The 23,481-nt window shown below is 28.0% G+C and carries 20 protein-coding genes; 9 read left to right on the top strand and 11 right to left on the bottom strand.

Annotated features, from left to right (window positions below; all coding sequences use genetic code 11):
- Positions 1–3: 3 nt before the first annotated feature.
- From U881_RS0109075 to fliD, 3 genes are all read right to left on the bottom strand, one after another.
- Positions 4–1,122 (bottom strand): ATP-binding cassette domain-containing protein, encoded by a 1,119-nt coding sequence (locus U881_RS0109075; protein ID WP_024654109.1) that lies wholly within the window; start codon positions 1,120–1,122, stop codon positions 4–6.
- A 119-nt stretch (positions 1,123–1,241) separates the two neighbouring features.
- A complete protein-coding gene (locus U881_RS0109070) occupies positions 1,242–2,222 on the bottom strand; it encodes a flagellin N-terminal helical domain-containing protein (protein WP_024654108.1) in 981 nt (326 codons plus the stop codon).
- A 125-nt stretch (positions 2,223–2,347) separates the two neighbouring features.
- Positions 2,348–4,348: a flagellar filament capping protein FliD gene (fliD, locus tag U881_RS0109065; protein WP_024654107.1), complete on the bottom strand. Its 2,001-nt coding sequence runs from the start codon at positions 4,346–4,348 to the stop codon at positions 2,348–2,350.
- A gap of 177 nt (positions 4,349–4,525) precedes the next feature.
- On the opposite strand from fliD, the gene nagA reads away from it, so the two are divergent.
- Positions 4,526–5,731, top strand: a complete 1,206-nt coding sequence (nagA, locus tag U881_RS0109060; RefSeq protein WP_024654106.1) for an N-acetylglucosamine-6-phosphate deacetylase — start codon at positions 4,526–4,528, stop codon at positions 5,729–5,731.
- Between the two features lie 32 nt (positions 5,732–5,763).
- Positions 5,764–6,567 (top strand): glucosamine-6-phosphate deaminase, encoded by an 804-nt coding sequence (nagB, locus tag U881_RS0109055; protein WP_024654105.1) that lies wholly within the window; start codon positions 5,764–5,766, stop codon positions 6,565–6,567.
- A 132-nt stretch (positions 6,568–6,699) separates the two neighbouring features.
- Here the strand turns inward: nagB and U881_RS0109050 are convergent, their stop codons facing one another.
- Both U881_RS0109050 and secA read right to left on the bottom strand, forming a co-directional pair.
- The gene (locus tag U881_RS0109050) at positions 6,700–7,311 is read right to left on the bottom strand and encodes a superoxide dismutase (RefSeq protein WP_024654104.1); all 612 of its coding nucleotides are present in this window, start codon (positions 7,309–7,311) and stop codon (positions 6,700–6,702) included.
- A gap of 15 nt (positions 7,312–7,326) precedes the next feature.
- A complete protein-coding gene (gene secA / locus U881_RS0109045; RefSeq protein WP_024654103.1) occupies positions 7,327–10,029 on the bottom strand; it encodes a preprotein translocase subunit SecA in 2,703 nt (900 codons plus the stop codon).
- A 63-nt stretch (positions 10,030–10,092) separates the two neighbouring features.
- On the opposite strand from secA, the gene U881_RS0109040 reads away from it, so the two are divergent.
- From U881_RS0109040 to alr, 4 genes are all read left to right on the top strand, one after another.
- On the top strand, positions 10,093–11,226 hold the full coding sequence (locus U881_RS0109040) for an LIC_12708 family protein (RefSeq protein WP_024654102.1): 1,134 nt from the start codon (positions 10,093–10,095) through the stop codon (positions 11,224–11,226).
- A 21-nt stretch (positions 11,227–11,247) separates the two neighbouring features.
- Positions 11,248–11,673 (top strand): hypothetical protein, encoded by a 426-nt coding sequence (locus U881_RS0109035; protein ID WP_024654101.1) that lies wholly within the window; start codon positions 11,248–11,250, stop codon positions 11,671–11,673.
- 3 nt (positions 11,674–11,676) lie between these two features.
- Positions 11,677–12,093, top strand: coding sequence for a hypothetical protein (locus U881_RS0109030; protein WP_024654100.1), 417 nt, complete (start codon positions 11,677–11,679; stop codon positions 12,091–12,093).
- A 106-nt stretch (positions 12,094–12,199) separates the two neighbouring features.
- The gene (gene alr, locus U881_RS0109025; protein ID WP_024654099.1) at positions 12,200–13,303 is read left to right on the top strand and encodes an alanine racemase; all 1,104 of its coding nucleotides are present in this window, start codon (positions 12,200–12,202) and stop codon (positions 13,301–13,303) included.
- Here alr and U881_RS0109020 read toward each other — a convergent pair.
- Positions 13,295–14,890: a hypothetical protein gene (locus U881_RS0109020; RefSeq protein ID WP_024654098.1), complete on the bottom strand. Its 1,596-nt coding sequence runs from the start codon at positions 14,888–14,890 to the stop codon at positions 13,295–13,297. The two genes, alr and U881_RS0109020, sit on opposite strands and share 9 nt — an antisense overlap.
- A 73-nt stretch (positions 14,891–14,963) precedes the next feature.
- Between U881_RS0109020 and U881_RS12380 the strand changes: the two genes are divergently transcribed.
- Positions 14,964–15,131, top strand: coding sequence for a hypothetical protein (locus U881_RS12380; protein ID WP_152520723.1), 168 nt, complete (start codon positions 14,964–14,966; stop codon positions 15,129–15,131).
- A 4-nt stretch (positions 15,132–15,135) separates the two neighbouring features.
- Here U881_RS12380 and U881_RS0109010 read toward each other — a convergent pair whose 3' ends face one another.
- The 4 genes from U881_RS0109010 to malQ form a co-directional block, all read right to left on the bottom strand.
- Positions 15,136–16,893, bottom strand: a complete 1,758-nt coding sequence (locus U881_RS0109010) for a hypothetical protein (RefSeq protein ID WP_024654097.1) — start codon at positions 16,891–16,893, stop codon at positions 15,136–15,138.
- 76 nt (positions 16,894–16,969) lie between these two features.
- Positions 16,970–17,947, bottom strand: coding sequence for a calcium/sodium antiporter (locus tag U881_RS11220; protein WP_038364216.1), 978 nt, complete (start codon positions 17,945–17,947; stop codon positions 16,970–16,972).
- Positions 17,948–17,971: 24 nt separating this feature from the next.
- Positions 17,972–19,822, bottom strand: coding sequence for a putative glycoside hydrolase (locus U881_RS0109000; protein ID WP_038364213.1), 1,851 nt, complete (start codon positions 19,820–19,822; stop codon positions 17,972–17,974).
- A gap of 75 nt (positions 19,823–19,897) precedes the next feature.
- Positions 19,898–21,385 (bottom strand): 4-alpha-glucanotransferase, encoded by a 1,488-nt coding sequence (gene malQ, locus U881_RS0108995; RefSeq protein ID WP_024654095.1) that lies wholly within the window; start codon positions 21,383–21,385, stop codon positions 19,898–19,900.
- 158 nt (positions 21,386–21,543) lie between these two features.
- Here malQ and U881_RS0108990 point away from each other — a divergent pair, with 158 nt between their 5' ends.
- Positions 21,544–22,701: an OmpA family protein gene (locus U881_RS0108990; protein WP_024654094.1), complete on the top strand. Its 1,158-nt coding sequence runs from the start codon at positions 21,544–21,546 to the stop codon at positions 22,699–22,701.
- A gap of 3 nt (positions 22,702–22,704) precedes the next feature.
- Here U881_RS0108990 and U881_RS0108985 read toward each other — a convergent pair whose 3' ends face one another.
- Positions 22,705–23,088 carry a TraR/DksA family transcriptional regulator gene (locus U881_RS0108985; protein WP_024654093.1) on the bottom strand — a complete coding sequence of 128 codons (384 nt, stop codon included), beginning with the start codon at positions 23,086–23,088 and terminating at the stop codon, positions 22,705–22,707.
- 168 nt (positions 23,089–23,256) lie between these two features.
- On the opposite strand from U881_RS0108985, the gene infA reads away from it, so the two are divergent.
- Complete coding sequence (infA, locus tag U881_RS0108980) at positions 23,257–23,478, top strand: translation initiation factor IF-1 (RefSeq protein ID WP_012537936.1); 222 nt, start codon at positions 23,257–23,259, stop codon at positions 23,476–23,478.
- Positions 23,479–23,481 lie beyond the last annotated feature (3 nt).

Raw genomic sequence — 23,481 nt, 5'->3', positions numbered from 1 at the left:
TAACTATCTTGCCAACAAATCAGCAATTTCTCCTAAATCAATGTATCCAATAATATCATGCTCTTCTTTTGTCACAATCAAATAATCCAACTTATTCAAATATTTAACGATACTTTTTATTTCATCATCTAAATTCAAATTTAAAGAAATAACATTACTATACTTTTTATTAACAGAAACATTATACAAACTCAAACTATCATTTTCTTTTTCAATAATAACATTAAATTTACCACCACATCCATAATGATCAAAATCTACTTTAATAATATCTTTAATTTTTAAAATATTCAAAACAGGAAGATTCTTAATAAAATTGGCAATAAACTCTGTCCTAGGCTCCCTTAATATTTTTAATGGCCTGCCCACCTGAATGATTTCTCCATCTTTCATAAAAGCAATTCGATTACCTAATTTAAAAGCCTCAATTAAATCATGAGTAATAAATACAACTGTTTTTTTTAATTTGTCTACCAATCTTAAAAGTTCACATTGCATCTCTCCCCTAATTAAAGGATCAAGAGCTGAAAAAGCTTCATCCATTAAAAGTATATCGGGATTAACAACTAAAGCTCGTGCTATACCCACTCTTTGTTTCATACCACCTGAAAGTTCATTGATATATTTATACTTGTAATCTTCAAGTCCAACAAGTTTTAAAATATCAATAGCTCTTTGAATCCTAATTTTTTTAGGAACATTTTTAACTTCAAGTCCATAAGTCACATTCCTTAAAACGTTCATATGCGGAAAGAGACCAAAATTTTGAAAAACCATGGCAAATTTATCTTTTCTTAAAGCAGAGAGATCCTTTTGATTAATATCATTCATCTCAATATTATCTACCAAAATAGACCCAGAATCTATTTTATGTATACCATTTAAACATCTAACAAAAGTAGACTTTCCACAACCTGACATACCCATAATGACTAAAATTTCATTCTCATAAACATCAAGGCTAATGTTTGCATTTGCAATAAAAACAGAAGATTCTCTATAAATATCAGCTCTATCTTTACCATTCTTATAATTATTTATAGCTTGAAATATTTGCTTTTTATTTTTAGTATAAGAAAATGTTTTATAAAGGTCCCTGACTTTAACGATAGCTTTATACAAAGCAAACTCCTAGTGTAAAAACATAATTTTTATAAATCAATTATACTAAAATATCAAAAATTTTGACTGACACAAATAAAAATAAGGGTCTTGTACAGACCCTTATTAAAAGATTAGATTTACCTAAGCAAGGACAATACGTATTGAGGAACTTGATTCGCTTGAGAAATCATAGCCATTGCAGATTGTGTCAAAATACTATTAGTTGTAGACGCTACAATTTCATCTGTCATTTGTGCATCTTTAATTTGAGCATAAGAAGATTTTAAGTTTTCAATAGCATATTCTGTGCTAGACTTAATAGACTCAAGTCTATTTTGGAAAGCTCCAAGATTTGCTCTTTGATCAGTTACCATTCTAATAGCATCTTCTATTTTTGTAAGTGAAACATTGGCATCAACAGCAGTTGTAACATTAACTGGAGAATTAATTCCACCTTGAGTTGGAGCTGCTGCTGGTTGTACTCCTTCCTGATTTTGAGTTGCTTGTTGAGCACCCTCACCTGAGAAAAGATTTGCAACATTAGCTGCATAAATATTAATAGCAATTGCTTCATCTTGATTTGCACCCACATGTACTCTTAATGTCCATGAAGCTTGTGACCCAGTTAATGAAGTTGGTGTATTAATTTTTGCAGGTTGCATTCCAAGTTCTTCAGCTGTCTTTACATTATCAGCAGCTGATTTATTAGATAACATACGCATTTGGTTATATTGCGCCTGATCAGCAATTCTATTAATTTCATCTGTAAGTTGCTCAATTTCAATTTGAATAGAACCTCTATCTGCATCTGAATATGTACCATTACCAGATTGAACAGCAAGTTCTTTCATTCTTACTAGTACTTGTTCTACTTCATTTAAATTCCCTTCTGTTGTTTGAATAAAATTTATAGCCTTTGAAGTATTTCGAGAAGCCTGAGATAATCCCCTAATTTGAGCATTAATTTTCCCAGCAACACCCATACCAGCAGCATCATCAGATGCACGATTAATTCTATACCCACTAGAAAGTTTTTCTTGAGTTTTGCTAAGATTAGCAACATTAATAGCATTATTTCTTGAAGCATTTATAGCTGACGTATTATGATTTATGATCATATATCATTTCCTCCGTGATAAATTAATATAATTTTTGATGTTTTAGACAAATCCATTTGTCTTTCTAAAAGGATATCACAAAACCAAGAAAAAAATAAATACAATATTCATTTAAATTAAATTTGTTATCTGTTTTGCCTATGCAAATTCAAAGATTTAAGAATTTCTTCCTGTTCTTTCATTCGTTTTACAGTAAAATCTAAAGTATTAAGTTCTCCTTCAACCTTTCTTTCTCTATCTTCATATTTCTTTTTATAATCTTCAACTACATTTTTTTGATTGGGAATTCTTAGATCATAACTTTTTATCTTATTATAAATAAATCCCCCAGTACCTATTAAAAGAGACAAATAATCACCAAGCACCTTAGCAAGCCCATCATCATAAATTCTATCATCATTAAAATCAAATGCAAAAAGCTCCTTCACTAAACCAATATTACTTTGTAACACTTCATTAAATTTTTTCTCATCAAGTTTTAAATAACGTGAAAGACCTCCTGCCGATGACATAGAACTAGTAAATACTCCTATCTGATTAATAATTGAAAAATTGGGATCATTTGTTCTATAAGCATTAAACATGATTGATTCTAATCTAGATTTAAAATTTTTAAGTGTAAACTCAGATTTAAGAATCCCCAAATTTTTATAAGCCTCTTCCTTTTCATCTTCACTTAAATAAGACCATTCCTCCAATACATCCAATCTTCTTCCCTCTTCACCATTTTCATTTAAACTTACAATATTAATTCCAGCCAAAACTTCATTATAAGCAAGTAAAAAATCTAATAAAAGCCTCTTAATTCCTTCATAATCAGGTTCAACTTGCACAACAACAGTATCATCTGATGCCTGTTTTAAATTAAGTGTAACATTTGGAATTAAATCATTAATGGTATTTGAATCACGTTCAACATCAACACCATCAAACTTCACTTTTGCATTCTCTGCAAAGCTTTTAGCATTAATTGGCAAATGTCCATCCCTATTTTTAGGATCAAATATCTCAATATTTCGAATAACAAAAGTCTTATTATTAACCCTATTTTCAATATTGATCTCTTTTAAATCTAAAAGAGAACCAACTTCAACTTCAACTTTTTCAAAATCACTTGCAACATTTATTGGAGGCAACTCTAAAGAATCTTTACTACTGCGAATCTTAATCATATTCATCTGAATATATTTCTTTTCTTTCAAAAAAGGCTTATGGTCAGAATCAAGATTAATGATACTATCCTCAGCTTCAACCTTAGCACCCTCAAATGTAGCTTCACCAGGATTAAAAATGATTTCACTTAAAATACCCGTATCATCAATATCATAATATTTAATTTCAAATTTAATCTTACTTCTATTACTAATCTTAATATTTTCTGGAATACTTATTCCAATCTCTGATAAAGGCTCCAAGACAATATTATCTTCATCAAGAAAAATTTTATTACTACTATTTTGTTGGCTATTAACAATTTCGCTTATATTTGGACTAAAATTTGTCGTAAGCTCACTTAAAATACCTATACGTCTAGCAAAATTTAAAGCCTCATCTTTCATAATAAGTCTATTATCTTCACCTTCCTTTAAAGACTGCAAAATTAATCTACTATTTCCAGCACTATCACTCTTGACAATCTTAGCAGATAAAAATCCCTTACCCTTCTTATTAATATCTCTAACAAGAGATTCAATATCTCCATTATTTCTAACCTTAATCTCTTTATCCCCAATCAAGAACGTATATTCTCCTGCAGGAATATCAATCTCTTTTTGTTTAAAATTCGCAGATAAAAAAATATCAGAACTTGCCACTTGATTAACATCAATTTTATAATTTTCATTTTTAGCGCCATAACGTGCAGACACAGAAAGAACATCATCATTACTAGAATTACCCGACATGTAATTAAAAGGACTACTAAGAGATGTGATTTGCTTTGCAAGAGAATTTAAAATAGAAACTTTTTTATTAATTATTTGCCAAGCACGCTTTTCTTGTTCTAAATTTTCAAGCTTTTCCACGGATGAGTCTACTTTAGCCTTATCGGGCTTAAGCATTGATTCACGGATTTCTTTGGTATTATATTTATTATCCACACCAGGAACAAAAAATCCAGAAGACATCACAACACCTCTTAAATAGAAAGTGTAACATAAAAATGTATAGATATCACATAGAAAACAATATTATAATTTAAAGTTAATAACAAAAATTTCATTAACAATATACATAAAAAAATAAGTATATTTTAAAAAAAGATATTTATTTATAGTAAAATTTAACTTAATAGGAGAGTAGATATGCCAAATTTTTGTTTATTTAATGCAAAATCTGTACTTACCGGAAACGATAAAATAGACAATTCGGCCGTTCTGATTAAAGACAATAAAATTTTTGATATCGTAACATCAGATAGACTTGAAAAACTTGAACTACAAGAATATAAAATGATTGATGTTAAAGGTAACTATATCACACCCGGTCTTTACGATAACCACATACATGGATTTTATGGATATGGAACTGATCAATGTTCAACAGACTCTATAATTAAAATGTCAGAACACTTGGCAGAATACGGAGTAGTAGGCTTCTTGCCAACACTCTACCCACGTCCAACTGAAGAAATGATTGCAACAATTAAAGCATGCACCCAAGCAATAGGAAAAGAGAAGGGAGCAAAAATCTTAGGACTCCACCTTGAAGGGCCATTCTTCTCTCCGGAAAAAAAAGGTGCTCATCCCACATCTTACCTTCAAAAACCAAGCATTGAAACCATGAAAAAATTCATAGAAGCAGCAGGGGGCACTTTTACAGATTCTTTTGGAAGAAGAAGAACACATATTGCAACAATGACAGTTGCACCTGAACTTAAAGGTATGAGAGAACTTGCAATATTTTGCATGGAAAACAATATTACACTTCAAGCAGGACATACAAATGCAAGATACGAAAATATGATAGAAGGTTTTCAAGTAGGCATACTTCACACAACTCACTTTTTTAATGCAATGTCTAAACTTGATCACAGAAATCCACATGCAATAGGAGCTGTCTTAATTCATGGAGATGTCTCTTGTGAAATTATTGCTGATGGACATCATGTCCACCCAAAACTTGTCTTAATGCTCAGAAAACTTAAAGACATAAGCAAATTGGTACTTGTAACTGATGGATTAACTCCAACACTACAACCGTCTGGAAAATTAATAGCTAATGGTGAAGAAGTATATCTTAAAGATAACAGACTATTTCATACTGTAAAGAATGACACAATAGCTGGATCTGCGCTTACAATGATACAAGGAATTAAAAATTTAGTAGAATTTGGATACAGTTTAAGCGACGCCGTTCAAGCAAGTTCATATAATCCAATCAGAATAATTAATCTTGAGAAAAAAGGATTAATATGTCATGGATATGATGCAAATATAAATGTTCTTGACAAAGATTTGAATTTGAAATTAACAATGATAGAATCAAAGATAATTTGCAACAAGCTTTAGTTTCATTAATTCAAAAACACAAGGAGAAATAAATGAGATTAATTATTAGATCTAATTATAACGAAATGTCAAAATGGGCTGCCAATCATATAGCCATGAGAATAAAAGAATGGGTACCTACAAAAGAAAAACCATTCATTTTAGGACTTCCAACAGGTAGCTCACCAATTGGAATGTACCAAAATTTAATTGAACTCAATAAACTAAAAAAAATATCATTTGAAAATGTAGTCACATTTAACATGGATGAATACATAGGTCTCGATAAAAATCATCCTGAAAGCTACCATTCATTTATGTGGAACAATTTTTTTTCACATATAGATATTAAAAAAGAAAATGTACATATACTCAATGGTAATGCTACTAACCTTATCAATGAATGCGAAGAATACGAGAAAAAAATCAAATCTTATGGTGGAATTATGCTTTTTGTGGGAGGAATTGGACCTGATGGCCATATTGCCTTTAATGAACCTGGTTCATCTCTTAAATCAAGAACAAGAATTAAAACACTAACGCAAGACACGATTATAGCAAATTCAAGATTTTTTGAAAATGATATCAATAAAGTTCCCAAAAGTGCTTTAACAGTAGGTGTGGGAACAATTATGGATTCAAATGAAGTAATGATTATAACAAATGGACACAACAAAGCAAGAGCACTTAAACATGCTATTGAGAAAGGCGTAAATCACATGTGGCCAATTAGTGTTTTACAGCTACACAGAAATGCAATTATAGTGTCAGACGAAACTGCAACATATGAACTTAAAGTTGGAACTGTAAAATATTTTAATGATATTGAAAAATATAACTATAACAATGAAATATAAATACACAAATGATTACACATCATCATAATTTATTAAAGTAATACATAAAATCAATAAACTAGGCAAACAATATATAAACATATTTAAAAGCCTAGTTCATGAAACAAATAAAACATCAATGATTATACATCACTACTCTATAATTTCATTATAAATGCGTGAAACTTCTTCCCAATTTAATGCCTTAAAAAATGCATCAACATAGTCAGCTCTTCTATTTTGGTATTTAAGATAATAAGCATGTTCCCAAACATCAATACCTAAAATTGGCTTATAATCCTCCATTAAAGGACTGTCTTGATTAGGCTTTGATATTACCTGCAATTCTTTATTTGCATAAAGAACTAACCAAGCCCAACCACTTCCAAAAATACTAACAGCCAAATTTTTTAAGGCTACCTTAAGATTTTCAAGACTACCAAAAGTAGAAATTACATGTTCTTCAAAATTTTTCAAAATATTATCTTTATTTCCAGGTTTTAAAGTCCTAAAATATAAATTATGATTAACATATCCACCTGCATTATTTCTTACAATTTTTTGAAATTCAGCTGGAAATCGCTGAATATTTTTTAATATATTCTCAATATCATGAGAATAATTTATTTTTACTTGATCAAGCACAGAATTTAAATTTACTGTATAAGCATTATGATGTTTAGTATGATGAACTTCCATTGTCTTAGCATCAATATAAGGCTCTAAAGCATCATAAGTATAACCAAGTTCTGGTAATTTAAACATAACACACCCCCTTCTTTAATTTTTTCCATGACAATTTTTATATTTTTTTTCGCTACCACAATAACAAGGATCATTTCTTCCAATTTTAGGAGCACTTCTAACTATTTGAACTCTTGATGAATTATCACTACCTCTTTTCTCAGAAGCAATACCCATAAACTCTTTATGAGTAGCATGAACATCTTTAGGCTTTTTATTTTTATAATTACTAGAATCAACATCAACCTTAACCTGCAAAGTTCGTCTTAAAGTCTCAACCTTAATATCCTTAATAAGTTCACTAAAAATTGCAAAACCTTCTTCCTTATATTCAGTAATTGGATTTTTATTAGCATAAGATCTAAGATAAACCGACTCTCTTAAAGAATCAAGATTTGCAAGATGCTCTTGAAATTTAAAATCAATATTTTTCAAATACTCATACTTCAAAAATTCATTTAAAAGTTCAGACCCAATTAATTCTTCTTTTGAATCTAAACTAGCTCTAGCAACATCCATCAATTTATTCTTTAAATCAGCAATACTCATTTTATCAACAGAACCAACACTCTCCATCATATAAGCAAAAACTGAATTTATTTCATTTAGCACAGAACTTGTTACCACATCTCCTTTAACTTGATCAAATAAAAAATCAAGATATTCTCTTAAAGAGAGAAGAAGACGTTCTTTAACATTATTATCAGCAAGTATTGAATTCCTCTGAGAATAAATAAATTCCCTATGTTTTGTTATAACATCATCATACTCCAAAAGATGCTTTCTAATCTCAAAATTTCGATCTTCCACACGTCTTTGTGCATTAACTAAGGATTTAGTTAAAAGAGAATGTGCAATAGGCTCACCCGTAGCCATCCCAAGTTTTCCCATCAAAGATCTTAAGTTATCTCCTGCAAAAAGTCTCATCAAATCATCTTCAAGAGATACATAAAACCTTGATCTACCAGGATCTCCCTGCCTTCCCCCACGTCCTCTAAGTTGATTATCTATTCTTCTTGATTCATGACGCTCACTACCAATAACATAAAGTCCACCAAGAGACTTAACTTCTTCATAATCTTTAAGATAATGCTCTCTCTCACTCTGCATAGCCTTCTGAAAATCATCAAGACTCATTTCTGTACCAAATTTTTTACGAACTCTATGTTCAAGATTGCCTCCAAGCTTAATATCAGTACCACGACCAGCCATATTAGTTGCAATAGTAACAGAATATTTTGCTCCTGCTTCAGCAATAATTAATGCTTCACGAAAATGATTTTTTGCATTTAAAACTTCATGTTTAATGCCTCTATTTTTAAACATGTTCGATAAAATTTCAGATTTCTCAATAGAAACTGTTCCAACAAGAACAGGCTGTCCTCTTTTGTAGGCTTCATAAACCTCATCTGTAATTGCTTGAAACTTAAATTCTTCAGTATAATAGATAATATCATCTTCATCTATTCTTGCAACCAATTTATTAGTAGGAACTACTATAACATCAAGATTATATATTCTATGAAATTCTTTTGCCTCTGTATCTGCCGTACCAGTCATTCCAGAAATTTTCTTAAACATCCTAAACAAATTTTGAAATGTAATTGTTGCCATAGTCTTATTTTCACTTGCAACTCTAACACCTTCCTTAGCCTCAATAGCTTGATGTAATCCATCTGAATATCTGCGCCCTTTTAAAACACGACCCGTAAACTCATCAACAATTTCAACTCCAAGATCTCCAACAATATATTCTCTGTCCTTCAAAAAAAGTAAATGAGCTTTCAATGCTTGTGTCATATAATGAACATAATTAAAATTAGAATCAACATACATAGATCCTTGAATTATGCCCTTTGAAACTAAAATTTGTTCAAGATTATTTAAACCATTAACAGTAAAAGATACTCTCTTGCTCTTCTCATCAATTGTATAATCACCATCAAGATCATCTATTTCTAAAGGATAATCACCCGTTTTTGGATCTTTAGAACATTCTTTTAAAAGAGGAACAAGAGAATTAACCGTAAGGTAAGCACTAGTATCCCCTTCTGTTGAACCTGAAATAATTAAAGGTGTTCTAGCTTCATCAATTAAAATAGAATCAATCTCATCGATAATACAATAATTAAAATGTCGTAAAGATTTCTGAGACAAATCAAAGCACATATTATCTCTTAAATAATCAAATCCAAGCTCATTATTTGTAACATAGGTAATATCTTTGGCGTATTCTATCTTTCGCCTAGAAGAATCCATATTGGAAAGCACAACACCAACACTAACTCCCAAAAGCTCAAAAACGGGCTTCATCCAATTTGAGTCACGTTCTGCAAGATAATCATTAACTGTAACAATAATAACACCATCGCCCGTCAAACTATTAAGATAAGCAGCCTGCACAGAGGACAAAGTTTTACCTTCCCCTGTCTTCATTTCTATTATTTTGCCCTGATGGAGTGCAAGTCCAGCAATAAGTTGCACATCATAAGGTCTCTCTTTAAGTCGTCTTCTTGCAGCTTCCCTAGAGAGTGCAAACGCTCTCTCTAAAATATCTTCTAAAGTTTTACCATTCTTAAGTTCGTCTTTAAATTTCGCTGTTTCCTTTAAAAAATCCTCATCTAATAAAGATAGTGCCCAAGACTCAAGTTTATTAATATTCCTTAAAACAGGAAGATAATTCTTTAAATCTCTTTTACTCTTTGAACCAATAGTCGCTTCAAATATAGTTCTTAACATATTAGGTATCAATACTCCTAAAATAATTGACTTTCAACCATTTAAAATAATAACATCTAAAATATGAAAAAGTTGTATAAAATTCATTTAAGTATACTTTTCATGATTATATCATGTAACACTAAAACTTTAAACGAACTTGGAAAACAACAGTTTAAGATACCATTTGGGACATTGCCTGGAAAAATAACCCCACTTACAAACAAATTTACAAATTCAGCTTTTGACATTAAGACATATAACGGTCTTGTATATATTGTAGAGGCAAAAACAAACAAACTCATGATCTTTACCTCTTATGGAAAATTAATTCAAACTTACCAAAACAGCATATTTAAAACAAACGACAACCTTAAAATAAAAAAAGTAGATTTTGAAAATATTCAAGCTATTTATCCCTCAAAAGACTTTATTATAGTATCAGATAAAATAGACAATAAAAAATCTCAATTTGATGAGAAAGAAAATATAGCATACTCTACCCAAATATTCATTTTAAATAAAGACTCATCTGTAGCAATACTGGGACAAGAAGGACATAATGGAACACCATTCCCCGAAGTTTGTGACATCAATATTGATGATGGAAATAACATAGCAATAATAACCATATATAATGAAGGCTACATAATATATTCTTACAAGCAAGATCTCTCACCCCTGTATAAGATATATATAAATACAAACATATTACAAATACCAGAAGAAGAGAAAAAAAAATATAATATATCAATAGACAAAATATTTTTTGAAGTAAATAAAAAAATCATTTATGCAAAAACAACCCACTATGAAAACATTAGAACAAATGAAAATATTAACGATCTTGGAGTCAAAATCAAAAACCAATATTTTTATACAATGAGCTTAAATAAAAATAAAGAATTTGAAATAAAAAATAAAATTACATTACCTCAAAATTTATTAGACGATCAACAAGAAAGCTTTATAAATATCATTGGAATTCAAAAAGAAAAAATAATAGCATCTACTAATATGAAAAATTTGTCTAATACTTTAATATGGAAATTAGACAATAAGGGAAAAATAAAAGAACAAATGATACTCATTGAACCACCTAATCTTAAATTTCTTGCAGAAAGTCTATCTAAAGATGGAATACTTAGTATACTTTATGGAGAGAAAAACGGAGTTAGTGTTTATTGGTGGAACTTAAACACATTACTTAAATTATGAAATAATTTATAATCAATATTTATGAAAAATAATCATTGTAAATACATAATAGAAGACAAAAATAAAAAACTCCTTAAAAAAAAACTAATTCTTGGAATAATCTTTGTCCTTATACTAATTACTACTAAGGTTATAATAATTCCCAAATTACAAAATTTAGAAAACAAATATAAGCCTATAATTACAATAGAACATACAATCAAAAACAACAACCTATATCTTAAAATCAACATTCAAAACAATGACATAAAATATTTAGGTAAAGCCAATATAGAATTATATTTAGATAATAAACTTATTGAAAATAACATGATTTACATAGACAAGATTAATTATACATTATATACTAATGTTGCATATAAGAATGAAAGTTTACTAAATATCATGCTAATAACTCAAAGAGGATACAAGGCATATTTTAATAAAGGATTAAATCTTGGAGGATAAGAGATGTTACAAATATATTTTATATCTGTTTTACTTAATCTTTTAGGAGGAATAATACTAGCATTTCCAACTTTAAGAAACAAGCTTAAATGTTTAATGATCTTTGACGAATTTGTAAATATAATCAACAATAACAACGCTGTAAGAAGTATTTTGGGCACAATTTTTATAACAGCTAGCATATTTGAAATAATTATCCCTTATGATTTACCAATAATTGGCAATTTATTTCCTGCTATCACTTTATTTCTTATTGGTTTTATATTATTTTTAAATCAAAAAATGCCTATCACTCTCCAAAATAACAAAGAATACGGAAAATTTAAATCATTCATCGAAAACAATAAAACATTAATAGGAATACTGGCATTAATTATCGGAATAATTCATTTTTTGGCACCAAAGATTCCTTTTCTTTAAATCTAATAAGGTTTAATATGAAATGCTTCAATCATACAAATACTTTAAATAAGTAAATTCAAAAGCATAAGTATAAATTTTATAGGCATATAATATAATATACAAAATGACCAAACATAAAGAAATAATAATAAACCTCAAAAATCTAGAACATAATTTAATCACAATTAAAAGTTATGCTCATCAAAAAGAATTAGTTGCAACAATAAAAGCAGATGCTTACGGACATGGACTTATGCAAACATTTAAATTTTTAAAAGAAAAAGGAGTAAATTATTTTGGTCTCTTTGGAATAGATGATGCTTTAAAACTTAGAAAAATTGATAAAAACGCAAATATACTACTCTATATCAATAATACAAATAAAAATGCAATAAAAAAACTGGTAGAATTCGATATGATACCTTTTGTAGCTGACTCTCAATATCTATCACTGATAGAAGAAGAATGTAAGAGACAAAATAAAAAAACTAAAGTTCATTTAAAAGTTGATGTAGGAATGAACAGATATGGAATTAAAATAGAGAATGCTTTCAATCTAGCAACTAAAATCCAAAATTCAAAACTAGTAGAATTTGAAGGAATTTGTACACATTTGCCAACAACAGAAAACACAAAAATTACTCAAACACAAATCAAAAAATTTGACTATCTAATAAATAGACTTAAAAACAACAATATAAATCCAAAATTCATTCATGTCTCTAATTCAGAACACATAGCAAGCTATAAAATAAATGACAAATTCAACATGATAAGACCAGGCCTTATTTTATATGGATACCATCCAAATCCAAACAAACAAAACAATAATCTCAAACTTAAGCCTGTACTAAATTTGTATTCAAAAATCATATTCATCAAGAATATAAAAAAAGGAGACCAAGTGTCATACTCAGGACTATTTCAAGCAAAAGAAGATATGCAAATTGGACTCATACCAGTTGGATACTTTGATGGCATTCCACAAAATACATCTAAAAATTTCTACTGTATAATAAGAGATAAAAAATGTTTTATTAGAGGAAAAATATGTATGAACATTTCCATTATAGAAATACCTAAAAATCTAAAAATCAATATAGGAGAGAGAGTAGAAATAGTTTCTGAAAGATTAAGCCTAGATATACTTAGCAAAGAATCTGGAATAAGTACATATGAACTACTCTGTTCTATTGGAAAACACGAGAAAAAAAAATATTTATATTAAATTACCTAAAGAATCAAATTTTTGAAAATCAACTAAATTACCTTTACTATCATATACCCATTTACAAATTGAAATACCCCCAATATTATCTCGCAATCTTAAATCTGGCCCATGATTTGTTTTCTTTGAAATTTTACCAAATTTATTGTATTCATATTTATACATGCTAACACCATAAATATCATCTTGCAACTGACCTAGATTGCCAAAATTTTTCTGACTAATTAATCTATTCTGTTTATCATACTCATAAGCATATTCAAAAACAGCACTTCCATCTGCAACCAAGGTTCCATTTTTAGAATAATTACTCTTCAATATCATATTGCCATTAATATCATACGAAAACTTATACCTAAAAACACCCAAAATATCATTTATAGGATTATCAAAATCTCCATAATGTTCTTGGGATTCAAGAAGTCCATCTCCATTGTAAGCATATTTATAAATCATAACACCATTAGAATCACTGATCAAATTGAAATTTTTATCAAAAAAAAGTCTTTCTATTAAATACAATTTGTTATCATACTTATAACTATAAACTGCAATACCTTTAAAATCATCCATTATCTCATATTTTTCTTCATAATTAGCAGGAACGGCACTATTATAATTCTTATTTATTTTATTACTATAATTTATAACCCTCTTTTCATTATTTTGTATATAAAAAATGGTTTTCCTCATAGCATAACCATTTTGACCAACAGACAAATTATTATTAGCATCATAACTATATTCCCTATAAAAATAATCTTTTTCTTTGAAATTATAATCATATCTATATATTGCCACATTATTCTCATCAGGAGTTAAATTATTTTTAATATCATAATTTACAATTTCAATAAGCTTACCATTTGAATCATAACGATATGTCTTTACCGCAACGGAAAAAGGATTTGAAGATAAGGCAGATTCCTCATCTAAGTACTCTTCCTTTACAATATTATGCGTACTATCATAAGTCAATTTAAAACCATAAATCCCATTTTTAGCCTTTATATTATAGTTATTATCATCGTAATATAAAACTGTCTTTGTTTGATTAGAATTCTCATAAACAATCTTAGTATAATAAACATCATTTAAATCCTTAATTTGAAAACCAACCTCACTAAATCTATAAACATAAAAACTACTATCATCATTATAAACAAAATGATAATAAGCAACTCCATACTTATCCCTTATAATCTCATTAGATTTATTATAATTAAAAATACTCTTAGGCCTGCCATTTGACAAGTATTCTACCTGTTCAACGTAAACATTTTTTGAATTCTTAACAGCAAAACCTTTATTTAAAAACAATCTCCTTTCTATATCTTGAGAATGTTCTATTTTTACCTGATTTGCACCAAAAAAAGAAGGCATTAAAATGCTAAGCTTTCCAATATAATCAACAAATACAAGCTTGCTATCATCATATGTAAATTTATAACCACATTCCTCTTCAGCATCTTCCTTACTAATTTCATATTTTCCAATTATCTTATAATCAATATCATAATCAACAAATTTATAATAAATTTCTTTTGAAAAAAGGCTATAAACCACAAAAAACATTATCAAAAACATAACCATTCCTTGATAAATCAACTTTATTTTGATAAATTTATTATACAATAAACTAATAAAATGAGGAGTTAATATGGCAAAAATTTCCAAGAATGCTCAAAGAAGCGGATCTAAAGAATTGCTAAGCAGATGGGGTGGAAAAATTATCATGAAATCCAAATTTGAAAATGGAAAAATAAAACACTATGCAGAATGCCAAGCTTCAAAAAATACAGCAAGAAGACCTAAAGATTTATTTTAAATAATCATTTCTTATTCAATTTATCTTCAAATTTTAACCAAGCTTCATCTTGCTCACTTTTACTATAAATACGACCTGAAGGATGTCCTGTATTGGAAGTCCCTTTACCTTTTTTGGAATAGGAATTTCTGATCTGTTCTTTTCTCTCTTCTCTCTGTTTTCGTCTCTTACTTAGTTGCCTTTTTACTCTCTCGTTTGGATCAAAAAGACCTCCAACATGATTATTAATTATCACCTTTGAATTCAATCTAGACAAAGCTTCTTTATAACTTTGATATTTTCCCGTCAAAAACAACACAATCCTCCTTAACAAGGATAAATCTCTATAAGCAGAATCTAAAAGATTAGACAAGTTAATTTGATAAATCTTATAAAGTGGTAAGAGTGTGGTACTATTTTTAAAATATTTAGCAGCCTCATTTTTTATTACATCTTTAATCTGAACCTGAAGATTTTGCGTTTTAGAAACTCGTCTATAATGTGACACAATAAAATCAAGAAATGCAACTTTATTATTTAAGCAATAATCATTCAGATCATAATTGGTAATAAATTCAGACAATGTTTTCTCAAGACCCTCCTCAGTAAGAACAACAGAAGAATTTTTACCATTATTAAGCATTTTTGCAAAATCATTTCGCAATTTTTCTCCAATATCAATTACAATTTGAGCGAATTCTTTTAAAAACATAGAATAAGCACATGGCTTATATAAATACATACCATGTTTAATATTAAATATCCTTGGCAAAGAACCCTTAACATTGGATTCAAAAAAATATCCATTAGCTACAGTTAAAAAACTCTTAGCATCAGATAATTTAACAGCATGATCTTGAAGAATACTTTTAAAGTCTTCTATATTAATAAATCCTGGCTTAAATTCTATTGTCTTTTCAATTAATTTTAAAGTTTCATCAATCTTAATATTTTCTAAATTCTTAAGTTCTTCTAATTTTTTTTCATTAACAATATAAATATTTAATATCTCTAGAAAGACAAAATAATGTTTTGAAATATTAACACCTTTCTTACTTAAGATCTCCTCTTTATTTTCCAAAATTCCTAGAAGAAGATTATAAGCAACTCCAATACCATCTATACCCTCATCCAAAATTCGATCATACTCACTAAGCTTTAAATTTTTAGCTCTAATAAAAATGTCTTTAACTATTCTGTTAGAAGCAATTTTAAATAAAATTCTCTTCATAAACTCAACAAAATATAATGCTTGTCTTGAAGGAATTATCAAAAAATTGTACACAAATATCTTATTTAATGAAGAATATTCTTGGAAATATTTAAGATTGATCTCTTCGTTTGTAAGAATAACAAATTCTTTTTCAAAAGTTAACAAATTCTTATCTATATTTTTAATCGTAAGCAAAGTACTAAAAAGTTCTATTCCCAAATAATGCTTTAAGAACAAATCTTCGATAGCATAATAATAAAAATTACAACTATTTTCATCTGTTATTATTATTTTATCAGGTAACAATTCTCCATTAGATGTCACCTTATTAACAATGATTCCTCTCCTAACCTCATAAAGTTTGCGAAATAAAGACTCTAACTCTCCTTTAAGAGACCTTATCTTAACCGAATAATCTTCAACAAACTTAGCATAATCCATAACATTATTTTTACATTCCAAAATAATTCGCAAAATCATTTTTTGAGTATCTGAAGAAATTCCTATTTGAGAAATCAAAATATCCACTTCTTTATCATTTAGATAAAAAATTTCGGGTAACTTTTTCATTTTATACTTTTAATCTCCTCATATAAAAAACAATCAAAAGATAACTTATAATAACATATTGATAAATTTAATAAAATTAAGAAACATTAAATAAATACGCATTATATAAAACATACAAAAACAAAAATAGAATAGAAGGACCCCTATCAAAAACCCCTTTAAATTTAACGATCAATAACAAAATCAAAGTTACAACAAACATAATACCAAAATCAACAAGATAAATATCACTCATAAGTACTGGATTTATAAAACTACTACTAGATAAAATAAACCCAATATTAAATATGTTACTGCCAATAATATTACCAAGAGCAATATCTGATTCTTTTTTCATTATGGCAAAAAGAGAAACAACAATCTCTGGTATACTGGTTCCAAAAGCAACAAAAATAATTCCAATAACCTTTTCGCTAATATGAAAAATATTATGAGCAATGTATATTGAACTATCTATTAATAACTTCGAGCCTAAATATAAAAAATACATACTTAAAAACAACAATATAGAATTTAAAAATAAAAACTTAAATCCATAATCACAATCAAGACTGTCTACATCTTTTGTAATAGGATTATATTTTTTTTCTTCTCTATAAAATAAAAACAAATAAGATAAAAACACAAATAAAATTATCAATGAACTGATCCTATGATAAGATTTTTTAAAAAAAGCTAGAAAACCAAAATCAAAAGAAAGTAATAATAGAAGAAACATCAATACAAATAACACTATAAAAGAAAATTTCAGTCTATTAAAATCTGTTTTAATCTCTAAAAAACAACCTGTTAAAGAAAGTGCAAGCAATATGTTAATAATATTACTACCAATGATATTAGAAACAATAATTTCATTTTTTCCCTTAAGAGATGCTATCAAACTTGTAAAAAGTTCTGGAGCACTCGTTGATAGAGATACTATTACAACTCCTATTAAAAGGTTTGGCACTTTAAAATAGGCAGCAATATTAACAGAACTCTTTAAAAGACAGTTACCACCAAGATATAATAAAAATATGCCACATGTTACATAAAGAAAATGAATATATTCCAAATAAATCTCCTTACAAAAATGATATTAAGATAAACCTAAAAATTCGCTTAAATTATTTTTAACCATATAATAAATATTAGATGCATTCCATAAACTAAAACCATTTCCCAAAGATTCTTTAACACCTTTTAATTGATGAGAAAAATATTTTAAATAAATCTCCTCATTCACAAAACGTTCTGCACCAAGCAAAAAAGCTTGAACATAGGGCCTAATTATAACTTTACCTAAAGAAAACACAAAAGCCCTATTACTTCCTTCCTTATAAATTTTATAAGCCCTGGTAGTATAGTATAAATCATTCTTCAAAAAATCATTAGTATAATGAGAAGGATAAAACATGGGAGAAATAACATCAACATAATCTGATATCATAGAAATATTTTGACCAATACTATTAGCAATAAACCATCCATTATTCCCATAAATATCAATAGAAATAGGAATAGAAATTTCTTCTCTAGCCAAACTCAAAAAAGATTCAAGAGCATCAATTGCTCGCATTTTATATTTGTTAAATCTTGAGGTTATCAAAGACACAGGCCCATCTGTTGGAAACCTAATATAATCAAACTGAATCTCATCAACTCCAAGCAACTGAATTTCTTTTGCAATAGATAAATTATAATCCCACGTATTTTGCGAGAAAAGATCTACCCAATGCTCTTTCTGTACAAATTTAAAAGAACCACCATTCTTAACTTTTACAATATTTCCCCAAGGTCGATTGGTCTTTTTATTCCAAAGAGCATACTCACAATTATTATGTAAATAAAGTTTTGAATCTTTAAATACAACAACACGAGCAATAACATATATTCCAAATTCTTTTGCCTTCTTTAAAATATAAGGAACATCTATTAACTTTTTAACTGCCTTCATCTTATTGGGCAACTCTAATTGACTTGCATAAGTTAAAATACCACTATCATCTTTAAAATCAATAATAACAGCATTCATACCTAATCTCTTAATAAACTCAAATCTCTCATCAACAGCCACTTTATTTCTAAGAGTATAAGCCGTCAAATAAATGGCACCTCTATTAGAAGCAAGATTCATTCTATTTGCTTTTTGAAGATAATCATTCTCATAAACCGAAAATTGACTAGCAAAGCTCCACTTCCCATTAACATACAAATAAAAATGATTATCATAAGTTCCAACCAAAAGTTTTTCCATATTTTTATCAGATAAATCAATAATACGCACTATTTGTTTTTTAAATGGAAAATTTAATTTTTTAACAATTCCTGACATTGTATTAATTAAAATAATATCCCCATAAATTCCATAAGAACAATACAATTCATCTTCATTATTCAGTGAAAATTCTATTGAGCTAATCATATCATAATAACCAGCACCCAAATACGTCTTAGAAATCAAAGGATTTAGGCTTTTGAAATCCAAATTATTATTAATACTTATATAAAGTCCACTATTAGAAGTACCAACAGCAATACGCTTATATTCTCCTCGAGATAATGCACTTGATGTAATATAAGAATTTTTATTAAATTTTTCAGTATCACATAATTTTATAAAATCTTTAAAATAATTATGAGAAACATAAACAGAATCACTTGTTGTTACAAGAGAATTTGAAGAATAAAAATCCTCATAAAGAGAAGTTATTCTCTTAAGCACAGGATTCTTAAATGGATATATCCATCTAGTCTCTATTCCCTTAGGAGCAACTCTAAATATCGTATTATTATGCTTTTTATATAAAGAACCTTTATAAACAAAAAAGAAATTACCATTTTTTAAATACCACGACTCATTTAACGAATATAAACGGAAACACAAAAAAAAACAAGAAAACAGTAAATAAATTACATACAAAAACATTACGCATGAATTCAACCTCATATAAATAACATCCAACCTTCTTTTAAAACAGATTTAAAAACAAATATTATTTTAACAAATAATTAAAATTACTACCTAAATTCTTCCATAAAGTTTTGTAATATTACTAATTTTTTTGCTTAAATCGATGGTTAAATCAGAACTCAAAATCCTAAAATCGCTAACAATTGTCCCTGACATATTTATTTTAAGATCAATTACTTGCTCAAGATAATCTTCCATTGGAATTATTACATTATCTGCAACACTAGCCATTGCACCTCGTATCATATCCCAAACAACAGAATCCTCATTAGTATTAAGATAATCAAAAATATACTCTTTATGCTTATCATCAATAGAATTAACAAATTTACGAATAGTATCACTTTCATTAGTACTTGTATAGACAATACAATTTTTTACATAGTTATGTGGCAGACATAAATTTTTAGGATCAAAATCAAATGCAAACTGCATAACTATAGTTCCTGGAAAATTAAAATAATCTCTCAGCCTAAACACATCCCCACGAGCATTTACAAGGTCCCCAACCCAAATTTCCAAATCATCAATTTTATCTAAAACAGTTCCAAAAAAATCTTTACCGGGACATTTGACCCATTGTCCACTATTGCTATAAAGCAAAAATTCTTGAGCAGAAACTTCCCAAGTTGATACAAATCCTCTAAAATAATCAAATTTAATAATATCTACATATTTATGCATAAAATCAATACGATTAATCCACCATACATAATCATCCTTCCGTAAAGCCTTCCAATTATAAGCTGCATTGCCCCAAAGGTACTCTTGCCCAGATAAATGACCAGGAGGTACACCTGTTACCTTATCCTTACTTGCATCAAATTTCAATTTAAAATATTTTTGATGAGCCCAAACATCAGCAGAATCATAAGACATAAAAATAGGAATATCACTTATTATTTTAATACCAACACTATTAGCATACTTCTTTAAAGCCTGAAGTTGAGAAAAAAAGAAATATTGCAATACTTGTTGAATGTTGATCTCAAGACTAAGAGTTTCTCGAAATTTCATTAAAGCTTTAGTATCTCTTTTTAAGACCTCTCTACTAAATAAAAGATTAAAAGTTTGTGGCTCTTGAAATTTACAATAATATTCCTTAAAAGCAACAAAACTAGAAAAATCTAAAAGCCAATAAGCAGCAGATTTTTTAAATTTTTCAAACGTATACATCTCATCAATTGTTGCTCTACGCAAAAAATTCAAAGCAGCATTTCTTAAAACAACATTCTTGGCTTTTATCTTCTCATAATCAATACATCTATCTTCAAAACATCCAAAAGTATTTAAATCCATATCAATAAATCTATCAATGGCATTTAAATCAATATAACTTATATTACCAGCAAATGCAGAACAGCTTAAATAAGAAAACTCTTCACAATTAGAAAATGCATATGGTAATATTTGCCAATAACTTTGCGATGAGTCGACAAGAAAATCTATAAATTCATATGCCCCCCTCCCCAAATCGCCAATACCATACTTAGATGGCAAAGAACTAATACTTAGCAAAACTCCACTTTTTCTTTTCATTTTTTATACCTCAAAACAATTGACTATTTAATTAAAATCTTAAAACAACTATATACATACAATCATTATAACTAAAATATAAAACTCACAAAGCATTATTAAAAGATTTAACGAAATATTAAAAAAAAATACAATCCTATTATGATATAATTCGTTAGATGAATATTAAAATTATAATATTGCTATGCTTAATAAAAGTTATAACATTTGCATCTGAAATATTAGAATTTAAATATATTAAAGGAACTAAATTTAGAATAGAAACAACAGATCAGCAAGAAGTCTATCTTAATGGTATATTAAACTCAAAAACAAAAACCAATATTCAAGTATCAAGCGAAATAAAAGATGTAAAAAACAATTTTGCAGACATCAAATCTTATTTTAGAGTACTAAAAAGAGATGATGATAATGATGTTTACTTACTTAAAGAAGAAATTGAAGGAAATTTTAGCATAAACAAACAAGGTGAATACAAAATTAATCACAATCAAAAAAGACCTTCTGTTAGAGGTATTCCACAATTTCCAAAAAGACCAATAAAAGTAAATGAAACATGGACATATCCAGCAAAAGAATATATCCAAGCATCTGAAATTTCGAAAGGAATAAAAGACTTCATCACAAAATTTGATGTAAATTACACATATAAAGGTAAAGAAAAAATAGACGGCAAATATTATGACATCATTCATTCAAGCTACGAATCTAAATACAATGTAAAAAACATATTATTTTCTCAAAAAGTCAATCAAAAAATATACTTTGACTTAGAATTAGGGAACATATATAAATACCATGACACATATGAATTTCAAATGAAAAATGGTAAAAACAATATCAAAATGATTGGAAGCTCATCTGGAAAAACAATCTCTATTGAACTGCCAAATGACAATACAATAGAGAACGAGGTTAAAAAATATATTCAAAAAGAACAAATAGATTCTATTAAAATAGAAAAAAATCAAAATGGTATTAAATTAAGCTTAGACATTGAATTTCAACCTGATTCATTTCAAATCCTTAAAAAAGAACATCAAAAACTAAAGCACATAGCCAATTTACTCAAAAAATTCAAAGACAATAACATTCTAATAGAGGGACACACAGCAAAATTTGGAACAGAAGAAGAAATGCAAGAATTGTCTGAAAAAAGAGCTAGGGAAATTGGAAACTATTTATTAAAAATGAAAGTAAAAAACAAAAACCAAATATTTTTTAAAGGATGGGGTGCTAAAAAACCTAAGTATGTAAGCTCATCTCCTTTAGCATCAAAAAATCGAAGAGTAGAAATTACAATTCTAAACAATTAAACATTAAATTGATCGTCTGTTCTTTTTTTCCTTTTTAGTTTGACAAATTATACATAACACTGCATAAGGAATAGCCTCTAACCTTTCTTCTGCAATACTCTTATCACAAGCTAAACAATTACCATAAGTATTTTGAGAAATTCGATAAAGAGCCTGATTGATTAAATCAAGTTTCTTTTTTTCAACTGAACTTAAAGCCTCAAGATTATTGCCATCCATATTGTCAAATGCAATATCAACTATATCTTTTAGATGCATATCATTATTAATAATTTCTCTTTTACTATCTTCAACAGATTTTATAGAATTCAATATTTCTTTTTTTGATTCCAAAAGAAGAGTCCGCATCTTTTCAACAAATTCATGCTTAAAATTACTTTTCTGCATGATATTACCTCCCTATAATAAATTACAATTTTTAAAAAACTCCGTGTAATTATATAAACAATCCCATATAATGTAAACTAGTACATTAATTTTTAGTAAAAAATAATTGCAATGATATTCCTAATTGTGTACAATTTATTCTGTTACACAAAATAACAAGGAGGCATTTTGAATACAAAAGAAGAAGCTATTGAAACTGAAGGCATTGTTAAAGAATCTCTTCCCAATACAATGTTTAGAGTAGAACTTAAAAATGGACATTTAGTCTTAGCTCACCTGTCTGGCAAGATGAGAAAACATTTTATTAAAATAGTTCCTGGAGATAAAGTTAAAGTTGAGCTATCACCTTATGATCTGACAAAAGGAAGAATAGTATACAGAGAGAAATAATTT

Source organism: Borrelia persica No12, from assembly GCF_000500045.1.
Classification (GTDB): Bacteria; Spirochaetota; Spirochaetia; order Borreliales; family Borreliaceae; genus Borrelia; species Borrelia persica.
This window is presented reverse-complemented; position numbering and strand designations above follow the sequence as displayed.

What these genes read in the sequence shown, in the direction of transcription:
- U881_RS0109070 (WP_024654108.1), bottom strand. Translation starts at nt 2,222, where the DNA reads ATGATCATAAATCATAATACGTCAGCTATAAATGCTTCAAGAAATAAT.
- fliD (WP_024654107.1), bottom strand. Translation starts at nt 4,348, where the DNA reads ATGTCTTCTGGATTTTTTGTTCCTGGTGTGGATAATAAATATAATACC.
- nagA (WP_024654106.1), top strand. Translation starts at nt 4,526, where the DNA reads ATGCCAAATTTTTGTTTATTTAATGCAAAATCTGTACTTACCGGAAAC.
- nagB (WP_024654105.1), top strand. Translation starts at nt 5,764, where the DNA reads ATGAGATTAATTATTAGATCTAATTATAACGAAATGTCAAAATGGGCT.
- U881_RS0109050 (WP_024654104.1), bottom strand. Translation starts at nt 7,311, where the DNA reads ATGTTTAAATTACCAGAACTTGGTTATACTTATGATGCTTTAGAGCCT.
- secA (WP_024654103.1), bottom strand. Translation starts at nt 10,029, where the DNA reads ATGTTAAGAACTATATTTGAAGCGACTATTGGTTCAAAGAGTAAAAGA.
- U881_RS0109040 (WP_024654102.1), top strand. Translation starts at nt 10,093, where the DNA reads ATGAAAAAGTTGTATAAAATTCATTTAAGTATACTTTTCATGATTATA.
- U881_RS0109035 (WP_024654101.1), top strand. Translation starts at nt 11,248, where the DNA reads ATGAAAAATAATCATTGTAAATACATAATAGAAGACAAAAATAAAAAA.
- U881_RS0109030 (WP_024654100.1), top strand. Translation starts at nt 11,677, where the DNA reads ATGTTACAAATATATTTTATATCTGTTTTACTTAATCTTTTAGGAGGA.
- alr (WP_024654099.1), top strand. Translation starts at nt 12,200, where the DNA reads ATGACCAAACATAAAGAAATAATAATAAACCTCAAAAATCTAGAACAT.
- U881_RS0109020 (WP_024654098.1), bottom strand. Translation starts at nt 14,890, where the DNA reads ATGTTTTTGATAATGTTTTTTGTGGTTTATAGCCTTTTTTCAAAAGAA.
- U881_RS12380 (WP_152520723.1), top strand. Translation starts at nt 14,964, where the DNA reads ATGGCAAAAATTTCCAAGAATGCTCAAAGAAGCGGATCTAAAGAATTG.
- U881_RS0109010 (WP_024654097.1), bottom strand. Translation starts at nt 16,893, where the DNA reads ATGAAAAAGTTACCCGAAATTTTTTATCTAAATGATAAAGAAGTGGAT.
- U881_RS0109000 (WP_038364213.1), bottom strand. Translation starts at nt 19,822, where the DNA reads ATGAGGTTGAATTCATGCGTAATGTTTTTGTATGTAATTTATTTACTG.
- malQ (WP_024654095.1), bottom strand. Translation starts at nt 21,385, where the DNA reads ATGAAAAGAAAAAGTGGAGTTTTGCTAAGTATTAGTTCTTTGCCATCT.
- U881_RS0108990 (WP_024654094.1), top strand. Translation starts at nt 21,544, where the DNA reads ATGAATATTAAAATTATAATATTGCTATGCTTAATAAAAGTTATAACA.
- U881_RS0108985 (WP_024654093.1), bottom strand. Translation starts at nt 23,088, where the DNA reads ATGCAGAAAAGTAATTTTAAGCATGAATTTGTTGAAAAGATGCGGACT.